Raw genomic sequence first — 17,589 nt, forward strand, 5'->3', positions numbered from 1 at the left:
CCGGAATCATGAGCCATCCCCTTTTGCCGGTGCTGCGCCGGGCCCGCGTTGTGCCTGTGATCCGCACCTCGACGGCCGCCCATGCGGTCACCGCCTGCTCCTGGCTGCGCGAGGCGGGGATGCCGGTGCTGGAGATTACCCTCACCACGCCGGATGCCATCGCCCTCATCAAGGAGCTTGCCGGAGAGCCGGGCCTGCTCATCGGTGCCGGCACCGTGCCAGATGAGCGCGCGGCCGAGGCCTGCCTCGTCGCCGGGGCGCGCTTCCTGGTGACGCCTTGGGTCGATCCGGCCGTCATCGCCCTTGCCCGTGCCGCCGGTGCCGCCGCCATGCCGGGCGCCATGACCCCGACCGAGATTCGCGCCGCATTGGCCGCCGGCGCCGATGTGGTGAAGCTCTTCCCCGCCAATTCCGCCGGCGGGCCGGCGCATGTGAAGGCGGTGCGCGCCGTCTTCCCCGGCATCGCCTTCTGCCCGACCGGCGGCATCGATGCCGGCAATGCGCCCGCCTATCTGGCCGCCGGCGCCGCCTTCGTCGGCATCGGCGGCAAGCTGGTGGACGAGGCGCGCATTGCCGCCGGCGACAAGCCCGCCATCCTCCGCGCGGCGCATGAGGTGATGGGGATCGAGCAAGCCTGATGCCCGACATCCTCTGCATGGGCGAGCCGATGCTGGAGCTGAACCAGCAGCCGCCCGGCCCCGATGGCCGCGTGCTCTACCTGGAGGGCCAGGGCGGCGACACCAGCAACGCGGCCATCGCCGCCGCCCGCAACGGGGCGAGCGTGGGCTACATCACCGCCATCGGCCGCGACCGGCCAGGCGACGGCTTCATGGCGCTCTGGCAGCGCGAGGGCGTCTCGGCCGAGACGGTGCTGCGCCACCCCGAGGCGCAAACCGGGATGTACATCGTCACCCATGACGAGCGCGGCCATGACTTCACCTTCTACCGCAGCGGCAGCGCCGCCAGCCGCTACCGACCGGAGGATGTGCCGGATGCGGCGATCCGTGGCGCGAAGCTCCTCCACCTCTCCGGCATCAGCCAGGCCATCTCCATCAGCGCCTGCGATGCCGCCTTCCACGCCATCGCCGTGGCGAAGGCGGCCGGGGTGCGCGTCTCCTACGACACCAATCTCCGTCTCCGCCTCTGGCCCGCGGCGCGAGCCGCCGCCGTCATCCATGCGGCGATTGCCCAGGCCGACATCGCCCTGCCCTCCCTCGAGGATGCGCGGGCGTTGACCGGGCTCGATGCCCCCGACGCCATCGCCGATGTCTACCTCCGCCTCGGCTGCCCGCTCGTCCTGCTGAAGCTCGGCGCCGAGGGCGTGATGGTGGTGTGGCCGGAGGGTCGCGTGTTGGTGCCCGGCCGCAAGGTTGCCGCATTGGACGCCACGGGCGCCGGGGACACCTTCGCCGGCGCCTTCCTCGCCAGGACCGTGGCGGGCGACGACCCGCTGGTGGCCGCCCGCTACGCCAATGCGGCTGCCGCCCTCTCCACCACCGGCTACGGCGCCGTGGCGCCGATCCCGCATCGGGCGGAGGTAGAGGCCTTCCTGGCCGCGGAAGGATGACGCCGGTTTACTTCAGCGCCCGCGGCACGATACCGCGGCGCATGCGCGTCGGCCTGCTTCCGCTCCTGCTCCTCCTCGGCTGCGCCGCCCCGCCGGAAGCCGCCCCACCAAGCCTCGATTCGCCCGATGTTGCCGCACGCTCTCAGGCCATTGGCCGCCTTGTCCGCGCCGGGCAGGCCTGCAACCTGATGCTTTCCGTCACCACGCTCGACCGGGCCGCCCGGATCGAGGCCGTGGCGCTTGAGCAGGGCGGCGGCACCGCGGCACGCGACGACATCCTCCGCAGCATGGCCCCGCCCGATTTCGGCGTCCGCCAGCCGGAGCGCGACCGCTGGTGCACTGGCCAGCGCCCCGAGGTGGAACGGATGAACGCCCTGCTCAGCAGCCCGGCCGGTGCCGCGCTGCTGCAACAGGCGGAAGTCGCCCGCGCCGTCCGTCGCTGATCAGCGATTGGCCCCCGGCCGCAGCCGCAGCGTCGGGCGGAGATTGGTGAAGGGCAGCGTCGCCGGATCGGCCACCACCGGCCCGGGTGCGGCGACGACCAGCACCTGCTCGGCGATCGGCTGGAAATCGGCGCGGAAATGCACGCTCGACTTCAACGCGAGGATCTTCTGCTCGCGCGGATCCACGCCGATATGGGTGAAGAGCGCCTGGTCCAGCGCCTGCATCTTCCGCGTCACCACGATCACCCGGACACCCGGGGAGACGCGAATCAGCGCCGTCGGCCCGAGATCGGCCGGATTACCCTTGCCCATCGGCCCGGTGCAGATGAAGCGTCCATCGGTCAGCGACTCAACGGTCGCGGTGACAGCGAGGGGCGCCCCGTCGCTCTTGCCGCCGAGCGAGAGCGGCAGCGTGGCGCCGACCCCCGCCGCATGGCAGGCCGCCGCGCTTTCGGCATCGTTGATAAGGCCAAGCACCGCCTCTTGCGCATCCTGCCGGATCAACTCGGCGAGCAGCCCGGTGGTGTCGCCATGCCCGCCGCCGCCCGGATTGTCCTGCGTATCAGCCATGATGACGGGCTTCGCCGCGCTGCCTGCGATGGCGATGGCCTGCGCCACGCCCTCCGGCGCCGAGGCGACGCCGCCGGCGAATTCCGGCTCATGCGCATCCATATAGGCCTTCAGACCGGCGACCGCCGCCTCCGCCGCCGCCTGGCTCTCGGCATAGCCGGCAATGGCGACGCCGCAGCCCGGAAAGTCCGCATAGGGGAAGCCGAAGCAGAAGGCCAGCTCGGCCGCGCCATGCTCGGCCGCCAGCCGCTCCCGTTCCTCCAGCACCGCCGACATCGGCGGCACCAGCGTGCACTGCATGGTAAGCGGGATGAGGAAGTCGACCTCGGCGAAGGATTTCGCCCAAGGCCGCCCGCGGCTGATGCGCTCCAGCAGCAGCCGCATCGCTCGCGCGCCGGCCGGCTTCATGTCCACATGCGGATAGGTGCGGTAGGGCACCAGCGCATCCGCCATCTCCGTCATGGCGCGCGTCATGTTGGCATGCGGGTCGAGGCTGACCGTCAGCGGCATCTCCGGCCCGACCACGGCGCGGACGCGACGCAGCAACTCCCCTTCAGCATCGTCGAAGCCGACTGCGACCATGGCGCCGTGCAGCTCCAGATAGACGCCGTCGAGCGGGCCCGCCTCCAGCGCATCGGAGAGCGCCCCGACCATCAGCGCCGAAATACGCTCGAAGGCTTCGGCGGTGACCGGCCCCGCCGGATTGGCGAAGCACCAGGTCAGCGGCGCCAGCGTCACCCCCTCGGCCTCCGCCACCTCGATGGCGCCGGCGCAGGGAACGGAGGTATGCCGCAGCGTCTCGATCAACGTTGACGGGCCTTGCAGGCCGGGGAAGCCGCCGGGACGGATGAATTCCTGCCACCCGGTTGGCAACGGGGCGAAGGAATGGCTTTCATGCTGGAAGCCGCCGATGGCGATGCGCATGCCCCTCACTCCTTCGCATTGGCCGCGGCGATGGCGGCATCCGCCAGCACCTGCAACCCGGCCGTCGCCCATTCGGGGGTGATGCTTTCCGCCTCATTGTGCGAGAGCCCGCCATGGCAGGGCGTGAAGACCATCACCGTCGGCACGCGGCGTGCCATGTAGACCGCATCATGGCCGATGGCTGTCGGCAACTCCCGATACTTCAACCCGCGCGCCTCTGCCCCAGACCGGGCATGGGCAACGAGCCTCGCGTCGAAGGGCGTCAGCGGCGAATGCCAAAAGGGCGCGACCGTCACCTTGATCCCGCGCGCCGCCGCGATCTCCGCCCCGCGCGCCGCCAGCGCCTCGCCCATGCGGGCGAGCGCATCTGGGTCGCTGTGGCGGAAATCGACGCTGAAGAAGACGCGGCTCGGCGCCACGTTGCGCGAGGCCGGGTAGACCTCGACCACGCCGACCGTCCCGCGCCCCGGCTCGCCATCGGGGGCCAGCGTCCCGAGCGCGATCTCCTCGACTGCCGAGATCAGCGGCGCCGCCGCCATCATCGCATCCCGCCGCCCGGCCATGGGCGAGCCGCCATGCGCATCCTCGCCCTCCACCGTCACCTCGAACCAGCTCTGCGCCAGCGCATGGGTGACGATGCCGACATCGAGCCCGGCATCCTCCAGCAGCTTGCCCTGCTCGATATGCAGCTCGAGATAGGCGGCGACCTTCTGCAGCTCGGCCGGGTCCGCCTCGCCCTGCCAACCGATGCGCTTCAGCTCCTCGCCGAAGACGGCGCCATCCGCCGCACGCTTGGCCAGCACCTCCTCTTCGGTGAAGATGCCCATGGCCGCGCCGCTGCCCATCATGGGCGGGGAGAAGCGAGCGCCCTCCTCATTGGTCCAGTTGATCAGCAGCAACGGCGCCTCGGTCTCGGCCCCAGCCTCGTGCAGCGCCCGCATGATCTCAAGCCCCGCCAGCACGCCGAGCACGCCGTCGAACTTGCCCCCCGTCGGCTGGGTATCGAGATGGCTACCGATGGCGACCGGCGCGCGCCTGGGGTCCCTTCCCTCTCGCCGGAACACCATGTTGCCCAGCCGGTCGACGCTGAGCGTCAGCCCGCAGGCCTGGCCCCAGCGCTGGAACAGCGCCCGCCCCTCAGCATCTAGGTCGGTCAGCGTCTGCCGGTTGCAGCCGCCCTTCGTCGTGCCGCCGATCTTCGCCATCTCCATCAGGCTTTCCCAGAGCCGGGTGCCGGAGAGCGGAAGGTTGGATGCCGACATGGTCTTAGGCCTTCTCGATGCCGCACCACTCGGCCATGGCCAGCGCGATGGTGCGAGTGATGCCGTGCATGCTCTCCAGCCCGACATTCTCGTCGATGCCGTGGATGTCGACCGCATCGGGGCCGAAGCAGGCAACCGGCGTATCCTGGTACAGCGTGAAGAAGCGCCCGTCGGTCAGCCCCGTCGCCGGGTAGTCGCGCAGGCTTCCGCCCGTGACCTCGGCATAGGAGCGGCGGGCGAGACGCACGATCTCCGCATCGGTGTCGAAGACGCAGGGATCGGCCATGAAGCCTTTGAACTCCAACTTCACAACGGCGCCGCGTAGCCGCTCATGCTGCTTCGCCTGCTCCACCAGCCGCTCGATATCCGCCCGCGTCTGCGCCGCCGTGTAGCCCATCATCACCCCGACGCGCAGCCCGATGCGGCAGCGCGTGGCGACCGATGAATTCCACTCGCCCCCCTCGATGGTGCCAAGGTTGACGTTGACTGGATGGTTCACGCCGCGGAAGGCCGGATGGATGCGCGACCCATCGTTCATCTCCCGTTCGTACTCCTTGAAGGCACCGGCGATGATGGTCGCCGCCTCGATGGCGTTCACCCCCGCCTGCATGTCCCGCACATGCGCCGGCCGGCCGGAGACCGTCACCCAGGCCCAGACCACGCCGACCTCGGCGGTGTAGAGCGCATCGAGCCCCGGCCCTGGCTCCGGGATGATGACCGCATCGGTCTTCTGCATCGCCAGCATGGCGGCGAGCGCGCCGTTGCCGCTGCACTCCTCCTCGATCACCGACTGCATCTGCACCTCGGCCGCCGGCTGCAGGCCCGCCAGCCGCATCGCCTTGAAGGCGGTCACGTAGGAGACGATGCCCGCCTTCATGTCCCCCGCGCCGCGCCCGTACATCCGCCCGTCGCGGATATCCGGCTCATAGGGCGGCGTCGCCCACATATCGGCCGCCCCCTCCGGCACCACATCGACATGCCCCTGCAGGGTGAGGCTCCGCCCCCGCCGCTCCCGCGGGTGATGCACCGCCACCACATTGTCCCGCCCCTCATAGGAAATGAGCGGCGGCGAGAAGCCCGGATGCGAGGCCAACTCCGCCGGCACGGTCGGCACCCGCCGCGGCGCGAGGCCGAGCCCCTCATAGATCCGCGCCATCTCGTTCAGCGCCGACTGCTCGTTGCCGAGGGTCGAGGGGCAGCGCACCAGCCGCTTCAGCGTCTCGATGCTATCCTCCCGCAGCGCATCCACGGCATCGAGGATCGCCCGGCGCGCACCAGGATCGAGGCTTCCGTTCATGGCATTTCCCTACAAAGCGGGCGGAGTCCAGCCCCTTCCCGGGATGCTGTCCAGTAGCTGCCGCGTATAGGGATGTTGCGGCGCCGCAAAGACCTCCGATGTCGGCCCCTGCTCGACGATCGCCCCGCGCTGCATCACCGCCACCCGGTCGCAGATCTGCGCCGCCACACGCAGGTCATGGGTGATGAAGAGCATGGTCAGCCCCAGCCGCGCCCGGATTTCCGCCAGCAGCGCCAGCACCTGCGCCTGCACGGAAACATCGAGCGCCGAAACCGGCTCATCGGCGATCAGCAGCTCCGGCTCCATGGCAAGCGCCCGCGCGATGCCGATCCGCTGCCGCTGCCCGCCGCTGAACTCGTGCGGATAGCGGTCCATCGCCCCGGGGTCGAGTTGAACCAGCCGCAGCAGCTCCCGCGCCCGCTCCAGCGCCTTGCCGCGCGGCTCCCCATGGGTGACTGGCCCTTCGGCGATGGTGTCGCCCACGGTCCGGCGCGGGTTGAGCGAGGCGTAGGGGTCCTGAAAGACCATCTGGATGCGCTGGCGATAGGGCTTCCAGGCCGCGCGGGAGAGCGGCCGTAGATCGGTCCCGTGATAGGCGATCGTCCCCTGCTCCGGCTCCACCAGCTTCACCACGCAACGTGCCAGCGTGGACTTGCCGCTGCCGCTCTCGCCGACCAGCCCCAGCGTCTCCCCCCGCCGCAGGGTGAAGTCGGCGTCGTGGACCGCCCGTACCACCGCCCGCGCGCCGAAGAACCCGCCGCGGCGATAGGTCTTCTCCACCCCGCGCAACTCCAGCACCGGCGCCGTGGCGATCACCGCCCGCGCCTCTGCCGCCCCGTGCGGCACGGCCGCGATCAGCGCCCGCGTATAGGGATGCTGCGGCCGGTTCAGCAGCTCCTCGGCCGGCCCTTGCTCGACGATCCGCCCGCGCTGCATCACCGCGACCCGGTCCGCGATTTCGGCGACGACGCCGAAATCATGGGTGATGAACAGCACGCCCATGCCGCGCCGCGACTGAATCTCGCGGATCAGCCGCAGGATCTGCATCTGCGTCGTGACGTCGAGTGCCGTGGTCGGCTCGTCGGCGATGAGCAGCGCCGGCTCCAGCGCCAGCGCCATGGCGATCATCACCCGCTGCCGCTGCCCGCCCGATAGCCGGAACGGATGGCTGCGGGCGATGGCCGCAGGATCAGGCAGGTTGACGGCCGCCAGCAGTTCCGGCACCCGCCGCGCCGCATCCGCACCGCTGCCATGCACGCGGAGCACTTCCGCGATCTGGTCGCCGACGCGCATCAGCGGATTGAGCGCCGTCATCGGCTCCTGGAAGATCATGGCGAGCCGCTCGCCCCGCAGCTTGCGCATCGCCTCGGGCGCAAGCGATAGCAGGTTGCGTCCCTCGAAGGTGATGCTCCCCCGCCGCACCGGCAGCCCCTTCGGCAGCAGGCCCATCACCGCATTGGCGCTGATCGATTTGCCCGACCCGCTCTCGCCGACGACGCAGAGGATCTCCCCCGCATCGACATGGAAAGAGACGTCCTCCACCGCATGCGGCCGGTCGCCGCCCGGCGGCAGGGCGACGGTCAGCCCCTCGACCCGAAGGAGGCTCATGCCGCCCCTCCCCGCTGTCGGGCGAGGCGGGGGTTGAGCGCGTCTGACAGCCCCTCCCCCACCAGGTTCAGCGCCAGCACGGTGAGGAAGATGGCGATGCCCGGAAACACGCTCATCCACCAGGCCAGGCGGATGACGCTGCGCCCCGAGCCGATGAGGAAGCCCCAGGTCATCAGGTTCGGGTCGCCGAGGCCGAGGAAGCTCAGCGCGCTCTCCAGCAGGATCGCAGACGCCACCATCAGCGAGGAGAGCACGACGATGGGCGAGAGCGCATTGGGCAGGATATCCGTCAGCACGATAGACAGCCGCGACTTGCCCAGCACCTCCGCCGCCTGCACGAATTCCCGCCCGCGCAGCGACAGGAACTCGGCCCGCACCACCCGCGCCACCGGCGGCCAGGAGACGATGGCGATGGCGAAGACCACCGACCCGATGGAAGGCGTAAAGATCGCCACAAGCAGGATGGCGAGGACGAAGCTCGGGATGGTCTGGAAGAACTCGGTGAAGCGCATCACCGCATCATCCGCGAAGCCGCCGAGATAGCCGGCCACGGCCCCGAGCGTCACGCCGACCAGCAGCGCCGCCACGGTCGAGACCGCGCCGACCAGCAACGAGATGCGCGCCCCATGCGCGATGCCCGCCGCCACGTCGCGCCCGAGGCTGTCCGTCCCTAGCAGCATCCCCATCTCGCCCGGCGGCGAGAAGGGCGCCCCCGCCATGTCCCAGGGGCTGCCGGGGTAGAGCCAGGGCGCCGTCGCCGCGACCAGCACGACGAGCAGCAGGATGACGAGCCCGACCACCGCGCCCTTGTTGCGCCGGAAGCGGCGCCAGAAATCCCTCAACCCGCAACCTCCACCCGAGGATCGATGATGGCGTACAGCATGTCGGTCAGCAGATTGAACAGCACGACCATGACGCTGGTGCAGAAGAAGACGCCGAGCAGCACCGGGTAGTCCCGCGCCAGCAGCGCCTCGAAGGCCAGCCGCCCGATGCCCGGCCAGGCGAAGACCGTCTCCACCAGGATCGAGCCGCCGAGCAGCTGCCCCGCCTGGATGCCGGCGAAGGTGATCACCGGCAGCAGCGCATTGCGCAGCACATGCGCCCGCAGGATGCGCCCCTCCGGCACGCCCTTGGCCCGCGCCGTCTTGACGAAATCCTGGTCGGCGACTTCCAGCATCGTCGCCCGTGTCAGCCGTGCATAGACCGCGAGGTAGAACAGCCCGAGGGTCAGCGCCGGCAACAGCAGGTGCTGCGCCACGTCCCAGACCACCTCCAACCCATGCATCTCGACGCCCACGCTCGACATACCGAAGCTCGGCAGCCATTCCAGCCAGACCGAGAAGACCAAAACCAGCATCAGCCCCACCCAGAAGAGCGGCGTCGCATAGAAGGTGAGTGCGATGACGGTGATGATGCTGTCCGCCCATCGCCCGACCCGCTGCGCCGCCAACGCGCCTAGCGTGACGCCTCCGGCCAGGGCGAAGGCGAAGGCCGCCCCGGTCAGCAGCAGCGTCGCCGGCAGCCGCTCCAGCACCAGCTGCGCCACCGACGCCTGCTGCCGATGCGAGAAGCCGAGATCGAGCGACAGCACGCTCTTCAGGTAGATCCAGAGCTGCACATAAAGCGGCTGATCCAGCCCGAACTGCTTGCGCAACTGCTCGAGGAAGACGGCATCCGCCGCGCCCGACTGCCCGGCGATGACGCTCGCCGGGTCGCCCGGTGCCGCATGCACCAGCAGAAAATTGCAGACGACGATCGCCAGCACGACGAGCGCCGCCTTCACCGCCCGCCGCAGCAGGAAGCCCGGCAGCTTCGAGGCCTCCATCAGGCGGTCAGGAAGACGTCGTCGAAGCTGGCATGAACGCCGAGGCCGGTGGAGATGGCGTTACGCAGCTTCTTGTCGTGGATGGTCGGGAAGGCCATCTCCATCAGCCAGATCTGCGGCACCTCCTCGCAGAGAATCTTCTGCACCGCGCTGAAGGCCGCCTGCCGGTCCTTCGGGTCGGCCGCGTTACGCGCCGTGGCAAACAACTCGTCCACCTTCGGGTTGGAATAGCCACCGGTATTGGTGAAGGTCACCTTCTGGATGTTGGTGGAGACATAGGTCCGCTCCACCCCGAGCGTCGGGTCGCCGAACTGGTAGACGAAGTTGATCGTCGTATCGTACTCCCAGGCGCCGACGCGCCGCGCCCAGCTGCCCGCATCCGTGCTCTCCAGTTCCAGCGCGATGCCGACCTGGCGCAGTGACTGCTTCAGGTACTCGGCCAGCCGCGACCAGACTTCACCATAAGGAAGGGTCAGGTGTTTCAGGGTGAAGCGCACCCCCTGCGCATTTGGCTTCAGCCCCGCCGCATCCAGCAGCGCCACCGCCGCCTTCACGTCGTGGCCTGCGATCTTCGCGCTCGCATCGTGGAAGCGCGTGGTCGAGGCGATCGGGTTGGTCGCCGGTTTGCCGACGCCGAACCACAGCCGCTGGGTGATGAAGTTGCGGTCGATCGCCATGCTGATCGCCTGCCGCACCCGCACGTCGTCGAGCGGCTTCACCCGGTGATTGAGCTCGATCCAGGCGAGCGGCGAGAAATACTCCCAGCCCTTGGTCGAGACCTCGAGATTCGGCCGCGACCGCAGCGCCGGCACGTCGAAGGGCTCGATGTCGCTGCCCTGGGTCAGCAGCACCTGTCCAGTCTCGATCGCAAGCCGCCGGCTCTGGCTGTCGGGGACGATGCGGTAGATGATCGCATCCAGATAGGGCTGCCCCGGCTTCCAGTAATCGGCGAAGCGCTCGAGGCGGATGAAGTTGCCCCGCTGCCATTCGGCGAAGCGGAAGGGCCCGGTACCCACCGGCTTCTGCACGGCGGGCGCCGTGCGATAGTCCTGCCCGTCAAACAGGTGCTTCGGCACGATAGCGCAGGCGCTGTTGTCGAACATTAGCAGGAAGGGCTGAAAGGGCTGCTTGAGGGTGAGCCGCACCGTCAGCGGGTCCGGCGCCTCCGCCTTGTCAATCAGCGCGAAGATGGCCCGCGCCCGCGGCGCCACCTCCATGTGGAACTTCATGATGGAGAAAATGACGTCCTCGGCCGTCATCGGATGGCCGTCGTGGAATTTCACGCCCTCCTGCAGCTTGAAGACGTATTCCTTCCCGTCCGGGCTGATCGTCCAGCTCTTCGCCAGCACGGGGATCGGCTCCAGCGTCGGGCTGAAGGTTAGCAATCCCTGGAAGATCTTGCCCGCTGCGACCAGCGTCGGCCCCTGGTTGTTGACGCCGATCTGCAACACCGGCGGCTCCGGCGAGAGGATCGTGGTCAGCGTCCCGCCACGGCGCGGCGCGATGCCCTGGGCCAGGGCGTCCTGCACCCGCATGAGCGCAGGCGCAGCGGCGGTCGCGGCCAGCAGGCCACGGCGCGATACGGTCATTATGGTCTCCCAGGTGAATTGTGCACATGCTAACGGCCCGTTCGGCGCATGGACAAGGGCGTATCCGCTGCTAGCCTCCCGGCATGCGCGCTTTCTCCCATCCCGATCAGCTGCGGCACAGGCCGCGCTTCTTCCTCCAACGCGGCCAGCTTCGCTCGAATTTCGAGGTGCCGGCCCGGGCCGAGGCGCTGCTCGCCGCGCTTGGCCGGCTCGGCCTGACGCCGGAGACGGCCGCCCTGCCCGCCCGCGGGGCGCTCGAAGCCGTCCACGCGCCCGACTATCTCGACTTCCTGGAAGGCGCCTACGTCGCCTGGCAGAAGCTGCCGAGTCCAGGCGACGAGGTGGTCGGCAACACCCATGCAACGGGCGATGCGCTCGCCAATGGTGGCCGCCGCCCGGGTGGCATCATCGGCCAAGCCGGCTGGTATACCGCCGACACCTCCTGTCCGATCGGCGCCGGCTCCTGGGAGGCAATCCACGCCGCCGCCGGTGTCGCCCTCGCCGCCGCCGCGGAGGCTGCCGCCGGCCGCCAAGCCTATGGCCTCTGCCGCCCGCCCGGCCACCATGCCTACCGCGCCCGCGCCGGCGGCCATTGCTACCTGAACAACGCTGCCATCGCTGTCGCCGCGCTCCGGCAGGCAGGCGCCGCGCGCGTTGCCGTGCTCGACATCGACAGCCACCACGGCAATGGCACCCAGGGCATCTTCTGGGAGGATGCCAGCGTGCTCACCGTCTCCGTCCATGGCGACCCGTCGAACTACTATCCCTTCTTCACCGGCTATGCGGAGGAGACCGGCCCCGCCAACACCAACCGCAACCTCCCCCTTCCCGCCGGCACCGGCGACGCCGCCTGGCTCGAGGCCATCGCAACCGGCATTGAGGCGGCGCGCGGTTTCGGCGCCGAGGCGCTGGTCGTATCCCTCGGCTTCGACCCGAGCGAGCACGAGCCGCTCGGCCTGCTGAAGGTCACGGCCGACGGCTTCGCCCGGGCCGGCGCCGACATCGCCGGCCTCCGCCTGCCCACCGCCATCATCCAGGAGGGCGGCTACAACGTGGAGGTCATGGGCAGCCTGCTCGAACGCTTCCTCACCGGCTGGGGCGCCGCCTGATGCTCACCCTCGACACCCATGTCGACATCCGCTGGCCCGACCCGCCGGATCCGCTGGCGGAAGGCCCGATGCGCGTCGACTTCCCGAAGATGCAGCGCGGGGAGCTGAATGCCGTCATCTTCATCGCCTATGTCGGCCAGGGAAAGCGTGACGAATCCGCCCACGCCGCCGCCGCCGAGCGCGCCGAGGCGATGCTCCGCCACATCCGCGACCGCGCCGATGGCGAGGCCCACCGCTTCTGCACAACGCCGGACGAACTGGAAGCCTGCCACGCTGCGGGTGCCCTCGGCGTGCTCTCGGCGGTCGAGAACGGCTATGCGATGGGCCGCGACCTCGGGGCCCCCGCCCGCTGGCGCGCCCTCGGCGCCTGCTACCTGACGCTCACCCATGATGGTCACAACGACCTCGCCGACAGCGCCCGCCCGCAGAAGCGCCTGGGCGACGCGCCCGCCGAGCATGGCGGCCTTTCCCCGCTCGGCCGCCAGGCCATCGCCGCGTTGAACGAGGCCGGCCTCATGGTCGACGTCTCGCATGTGGCGAAGACCGGCATGCTCCAGGCCGCCGAGCTCTCCCACTCCCCCATCGTCGCGACCCACACCGCCTGCCGCGCCCTGCACGACCATCCCCGCGGCATCGACGACGAGCAGCTCGACGCGCTGAAGGCGGTCGGCGGCCTCGCCCAGATCACCGCCGTCCCCGCCTTCCTCCGCCCGACGCCCGAGGGCGGGCGGAACCCCGGCAGCGTCGAGGACATGGCGGACCATGTCGACCACGCCGTCCGCCGCATCGGCATCGAGCATGTCGGCGTCTCCTCCGACTTCGACGGCGGCGGTGGGGTGGATGGCTGGCAGAATGCTGCCGAGACGCCCGGCCTCACCGCGGCGCTGGCGAAGCGCGGCTATGGCGAGCGGGAGCTCGGCCTGCTCTGGTCCGGCAATTTCCTGCGCCTCTGGCGGCAGGCCCTGGCCGTTGCCGATTGATTTGATGACGAAATAGTATAGGCTGGCGGGCGCATGACCATCGCCCGCATTGCCACCTTCGCCTTCTCCGGGATCGAAGCCGTCCCGGTCGAGGTCGAGGTGCAGCTCGCCCCCGGCATCCCCGCCTTCCTGGTCGTCGGCCTGCCCGACAAGGCCGTGGCCGAGAGCCGGGAGCGGGTCCGCGCCACCCTGATCGGCCTCGGCCTTGCCCTGCCGCCGAAGCGGGTGCTGGTGAACTTGGCGCCGGCCGATATCGTGAAGGAGGGCTCGCATTTCGACCTGCCGATCGCGCTCGGCGTGCTGGCGGCGATGAATGTGCTGCCGCGTGACCGCATGGCCCGCTACGCTGCCCTCGGAGAACTTTCGCTGGATGGCGCCATCCGCCCGGTCAACGGCGTCCTGCCGGCGGCCCTCGGCGCCTCCGCCCGAGACCTCGGCCTGATTTGCCCGGAGAGCCAGGGCGGCGAGGCCGCCTGGGCCGGCCGCATCGAGGTCCTGGCCGCGCCGGATCTTCTGTCCCTGATGAACCACTTCCGTGGCACGGAGCACCTGCCGCCGCCGCAGCCGCCGCCCGTCCAGCCCGCGGCGGAGCGCGGCCCCTGCCTTTCCGACGTGAAGGGCCAGGAGAGCGCCAAGCGCGCCCTCGAGATCGCCGCCGCCGGCGGCCACAACCTCTGGATGATCGGCCCTCCCGGCGCCGGCAAGTCGATGCTCGCTGCCCGCCTCCCGGGTTTGCTGCCCGACCTGTCGCCCGCCGAGGCGCTGGAGGTCAGCCTCGTCCACTCCATCGCCGGCCTGCTGCGCGGCGGCCAGCTCGTCATCCGCCCGCCCTTCCGCGAACCGCACCACTCCGCCAGCCCCGCCGCCCTGATCGGCGGCGGCGGCAAGGCCAAGCCGGGCGAGATCAGCCTCGCCCATCACGGCGTCCTTTTCCTCGACGAGTGGCCCGAATTCCCCCGCGCTGCGCTGGAAGCCCTCCGCCAGCCGATGGAGACCGGCCGCACCACCATCAGCCGCGCCAACGCCCATGTGACTTATCCCGCCCGCTTCCAATGCATCGCGGCGATGAATCCCTGCCGCTGCGGCTATCTCGGCGATGCGCCGCGCGAATGCGGACGCGCCCCCCGCTGCGGCGACGACTACCGCATGCGCCTCTCTGGCCCGCTGCTCGACCGCATGGACCTCGCCATCGAAGTGCTGCCCGTCCCCGCCAGCGAGCTCGTCCATGCCCCGCCCGGCGAGGCCAGCACCGTGGTCGCCGCCCGCATCGCCGTCGCCCGCCAGCGGCAGCGCGACCGCTACGGTGAGGCCGGCCCCCGCTGCAACGCCGCCGCCGAGGGCGCGGTACTGGAACGCAGCCTTCAGGCCGAACCCGCCGCCCGCCAGCTCGCCGAACAGGCAGCCGACCGCCTCCGCCTCTCCGCCCGCGGCTATACCCGCATGCTCCGCGTTGCCCGCACCATCGCCGACCTCGCAGCGAGCGAGCCGGTCCTGCGCGCCCATCTCGCCGAGGCCCTGGCCTTCCGCCACCGCGTCCCGGTTCCCGCCGCTGCCGTTGGAGGTTAGAACACCGCGGCAACCCTCCGCAGGAGCGTCATGGCCCGCCTCGTCCTCCTGCTTCTTTGCCTCGCCCTTCCCGCCCAGGCCCAACGCCAGATGGTCGTCGCCGCCCACCCGATGGCGGCCGTGGCCGGCCTTGCCATGCTCCGCGCCGGCGGCACTGCGGTGGATGCCGCGGTGGCCGCCCAAGCCATGCTCGCCCTGGTCGAACCCCAGGCCTCCGGCCTTGGCGGCGGGGCGCTCATGCTGCACTGGGACGCCGCCGCCCGCCGCCTCGCTGCCTGGGACGGCCGCGAGACCGCCCCCGCCGCCGCGCCGCCCACGCTCTTCCTACGCGACGGCCAGCCGATGGGCTTCCATGAAGCCGCGGTCGGCGGCCGCGCCGTGGGCGTCCCTGGCGCCCTCCGCATGCTGGAGGCCGTCCACAGGCGCCAGGGCAAGCTGCCCTGGGCCCAACTCTTCGCCCCCGCCATCGCCGCCGCCGAGGCCGGCTTCATCGTCACCCCCCGCCTCGCCGCCCAAATCGCCGCCGATGCAGAGCGCCTGCGCCGTGACCCACAGGCCCGCGCCTATTTCCTGCCCGGCGACAAGCCGCTTGCCGAGGGCACCCGCCTGCGCAACCCGGCACTCGCCGCCACCCTCCGCGCCATCGCGGAACAAGGCGCCGATGCCCTGCACCGCGGCCCCATCGCCGGCGAGATCGCCGCCGCCGTCCGCGGCCATGCCAATCCGGGCCTGCTCACCACCGACGACCTCGCCGGCTACGCGCCCGTGGAGCGCCAGCCCCTCTGTGGCCCCTATCGCGGCCACACGGTCTGCTCCATGCCGCCGCCGAGCTCGGGCGGTGTCGCCGTGCTGCAGATCCTCGCCCTGCTGTCGCACCAGGAGATGCAGCTCGACCCGCGCAGCCTCGACGCCGCACATCTCCTCGGCGAGGCCGGCCGCATCGCCTTCGCCGACCGCAACCGCTACCTCGCCGATGCCGACCACGTCCCCGTCCCGCTGCGCGGTCTGCTCGACCCGACCTACCTCGCCATCCGCGCCCAACTCATCGACCGCGACCATGCTCTCGCAGCGCCACGCCCCGGCAACCCGCCCTGGCAGGGCGGCGCGCCGCTCGCCTCGCAGCCGCCGCAGCCCGAGCACGGCACCAGCCACCTCTCCGTCGTCGATGCGGCCGGCAATGCCGTCTCGCTCACCACCACCATCGAGGACGTCTTCGGCGCCCGGATGATGGTCCGCGGCTTCCTGCTCAACAACGAGCTGACCGACTTCTCCTTCCTGCCCGAGATCGACGGCCGCCCCGTGGCCAACCGCGTCGGGCCGGCCAAGCGTCCCCGCTCCTCCATGTCGCCGAGCATCGTCTTCAACGCCGAAGGCCAGCCCGTCGCGGTGCTCGGCTCGGCCGGCGGCTCGCGCATCATCGGCCATGTCGCGCAGACATTGGTGGCGATGCTGGATTGGGGGATGGAGCCCCAGGCCGCCGTCGCCCTGCCCCGCATCGGCGCGCTGAACGCGACGCTCGAGCTGGAGGCCGGCACCAGTGCCGCCGCCCTCGCCCCGGCGCTCGAAGCACGCGGCTTCCCTGTCGACGTACGCGTGATGAATTCCGGCCTCACCGCCATCCGCATCCTGCGCGACGCGGATGGCCTGCGGCTCCTCGGCGGCGCCGACCCGCGGAGGGACGGCCTCGCCGCAGCGGAGTAGCTACTTCCGCGCCTCGATCCACTTGTCGACATGCGCCAGCGACTGATTGATGACCTGGTGCATGTCGAGATACTGGTAGGTGCCGCAGCGCCCGATGAAGCTGCACTCGCCGACCTTTTCCGCCAGCGCCTTGTACTGCTCGTAGACCGCCTGGTAGCGCCCGTCGCTGGTCTTCACGGGGTAGTAGCGCTCCATGGCGTTGTCGCGGTAGTCGCAAGGTTCCTCCGCGGTCAGCGTCTTCCGCCCCGTCTCCCGCACCACATGGTCGGGGATGCGCGACCAGTCCGTTTCTCGCGTCAGCGGCCCGGCATCGGTGAAGTTGATAGTCGTCGCATAGCCGACCCCGTGATTCGCTGGCACCTCCCGGTGATGGAAACGGATGGAGCGATAGGGCAGCGGCCCGTATTCGTAGCCGAAATACTCGTCGATCGGCATGCTGTTGAAGCAGTGGTCGAACTCGCGCAGCATCGCCTTGTCGAATTCCCGACCCGTCTCCACCCTAATCGAGGGATGGTCGAGGATACGCTCGAAGGCCTTCGTGTAGCCGCCACGGAACATGAACTGATACTGGTCGTTCGGGAAATACCGGTCCTCGTCGTCGAAGCGGAGGGGGATGCGCTTCACCACCGAGGCATCCAGCTCCTCAAGGTCCAGTTCCCACATCTTCTTCGTGTAGGGCCGGAAGAAAAGGTCGGTCAGATCCGGCCCGATCTGCGAGAGCAGGTGCTCTGCCGCATTGGCCGGCGCCTCCATCGGCACCGCCAGCGTACGAAGGAAAGCCTGCGCGGCTTCGGCATCCGGCAACTCGACCTTGAACAGCCCTTCCAGCGTCCGCCGGTTGATCGGCATCGGCACGCAGCGCCTGTCCGACAGCAGCGCCTCCACCTTGTGCTCATAGGGCACGAATTCGGTGAAGCGGCTCAGCCAGTCCACCACCGCTTTGTTGTTGGTATGGAACAGATGCGGCCCGTAGCGGTGGATGCGGATGCCGTCGGCCCCGACCTCGTCGAAGGCATTCCCCGCGACATGCGGCCTGCGGTCGATGACCTGGCAGCGATAGCCGGCCTCGGCGAGTTGCCGCGCATGCACGGCGCCGGCGAACCCCGCACCGACGATAAGGATGGACTGCAACTCAGGGCTCCTTTCGC

15 protein-coding genes are annotated in these 17,589 nt (G+C 70.2%); 7 read left to right on the top strand and 8 right to left on the bottom strand.

The window, feature by feature from the left end:
- The first annotated feature begins 8 nt into the window (after positions 1-8).
- Genes JMJ56_RS14555 through JMJ56_RS14565 form a run of 3 tightly spaced genes read left to right on the top strand, consistent with a single transcriptional unit; the run spans position 9 to position 2,010 of the window.
- Positions 9-638 carry a bifunctional 4-hydroxy-2-oxoglutarate aldolase/2-dehydro-3-deoxy-phosphogluconate aldolase gene (locus JMJ56_RS14555; protein WP_202832500.1) on the top strand — a complete coding sequence of 210 codons (630 nt, stop codon included), beginning with the start codon at positions 9-11 and terminating at the stop codon, positions 636-638.
- Positions 638-1,567, top strand: coding sequence for a sugar kinase (locus JMJ56_RS14560; RefSeq protein WP_236037778.1), 930 nt, complete (start codon positions 638-640; stop codon positions 1,565-1,567). The genes JMJ56_RS14555 and JMJ56_RS14560 overlap by 1 nt, the downstream gene beginning before the upstream one ends.
- A 41-nt stretch (positions 1,568-1,608) precedes the next feature.
- Positions 1,609-2,010, top strand: coding sequence for a hypothetical protein (locus JMJ56_RS14565; RefSeq protein WP_202832501.1), 402 nt, complete (start codon positions 1,609-1,611; stop codon positions 2,008-2,010).
- On the opposite strand, the gene JMJ56_RS14570 is transcribed toward JMJ56_RS14565, so the two are convergent.
- From JMJ56_RS14570 to JMJ56_RS14600, 7 genes are read right to left on the bottom strand one after another with little or no spacing between them, the layout of a single operon-like run.
- Positions 2,011-3,504, bottom strand: a complete 1,494-nt coding sequence (locus tag JMJ56_RS14570; protein WP_202832502.1) for a M81 family metallopeptidase — start codon at positions 3,502-3,504, stop codon at positions 2,011-2,013. It lies immediately after the preceding gene.
- A 5-nt stretch (positions 3,505-3,509) separates the two neighbouring features.
- Positions 3,510-4,766, bottom strand: a complete 1,257-nt coding sequence (locus JMJ56_RS14575) for a Zn-dependent hydrolase (protein WP_202832503.1) — start codon at positions 4,764-4,766, stop codon at positions 3,510-3,512.
- A gap of 4 nt (positions 4,767-4,770) precedes the next feature.
- Positions 4,771-6,063, bottom strand: a complete 1,293-nt coding sequence (locus tag JMJ56_RS14580; RefSeq protein WP_202832504.1) for an ArgE/DapE family deacylase — start codon at positions 6,061-6,063, stop codon at positions 4,771-4,773.
- Between the two features lie 9 nt (positions 6,064-6,072).
- A complete protein-coding gene (locus JMJ56_RS14585) occupies positions 6,073-7,671 on the bottom strand; it encodes an ABC transporter ATP-binding protein (protein ID WP_202832505.1) in 1,599 nt (532 codons plus the stop codon).
- Complete coding sequence (locus tag JMJ56_RS14590; RefSeq protein WP_202832506.1) at positions 7,668-8,513, bottom strand: ABC transporter permease; 846 nt, start codon at positions 8,511-8,513, stop codon at positions 7,668-7,670. The genes JMJ56_RS14585 and JMJ56_RS14590 overlap by 4 nt, the downstream gene beginning before the upstream one ends.
- Positions 8,510-9,496, bottom strand: coding sequence for an ABC transporter permease (locus JMJ56_RS14595; RefSeq protein WP_202832507.1), 987 nt, complete (start codon positions 9,494-9,496; stop codon positions 8,510-8,512). Before JMJ56_RS14595 ends, JMJ56_RS14590 begins: the two co-directional genes overlap by 4 nt.
- On the bottom strand, positions 9,496-11,085 hold the full coding sequence (locus JMJ56_RS14600) for an ABC transporter substrate-binding protein (RefSeq protein WP_236037779.1): 1,590 nt from the start codon (positions 11,083-11,085) through the stop codon (positions 9,496-9,498). Before JMJ56_RS14600 ends, JMJ56_RS14595 begins: the two co-directional genes overlap by 1 nt.
- 83 nt (positions 11,086-11,168) lie before the next feature.
- Here JMJ56_RS14600 and JMJ56_RS14605 point away from each other — a divergent pair, with 83 nt between their 5' ends.
- From JMJ56_RS14605 to ggt, 4 genes are read left to right on the top strand one after another with little or no spacing between them, the layout of a single operon-like run.
- Positions 11,169-12,194 carry a histone deacetylase family protein gene (locus tag JMJ56_RS14605; RefSeq protein ID WP_202832508.1) on the top strand — a complete coding sequence of 342 codons (1,026 nt, stop codon included), beginning with the start codon at positions 11,169-11,171 and terminating at the stop codon, positions 12,192-12,194.
- Positions 12,194-13,174: a dipeptidase gene (locus JMJ56_RS14610; RefSeq protein WP_202832509.1), complete on the top strand. Its 981-nt coding sequence runs from the start codon at positions 12,194-12,196 to the stop codon at positions 13,172-13,174. Before JMJ56_RS14605 ends, JMJ56_RS14610 begins: the two co-directional genes overlap by 1 nt.
- A 33-nt stretch (positions 13,175-13,207) precedes the next feature.
- Positions 13,208-14,740, top strand: a complete 1,533-nt coding sequence (locus tag JMJ56_RS14615; protein ID WP_202832510.1) for a YifB family Mg chelatase-like AAA ATPase — start codon at positions 13,208-13,210, stop codon at positions 14,738-14,740.
- Between the two features lie 30 nt (positions 14,741-14,770).
- Positions 14,771-16,441, top strand: coding sequence for a gamma-glutamyltransferase (gene ggt / locus JMJ56_RS14620; protein WP_202832511.1), 1,671 nt, complete (start codon positions 14,771-14,773; stop codon positions 16,439-16,441).
- Here ggt and JMJ56_RS14625 read toward each other — a convergent pair whose 3' ends face one another.
- Entirely contained in the window at positions 16,442-17,572 is a 1,131-nt protein-coding gene (locus JMJ56_RS14625; protein ID WP_202832512.1) for a UDP-galactopyranose mutase, read from the bottom strand. It abuts the gene before it with no gap.
- Positions 17,573-17,589: the final 17 nt, after the last annotated feature.

Origin of the sequence: Belnapia arida (assembly GCF_016773205.1) — a bacterium.
GTDB classification, from domain to species: Bacteria; Pseudomonadota; Alphaproteobacteria; order Acetobacterales; family Acetobacteraceae; genus Belnapia; species Belnapia arida.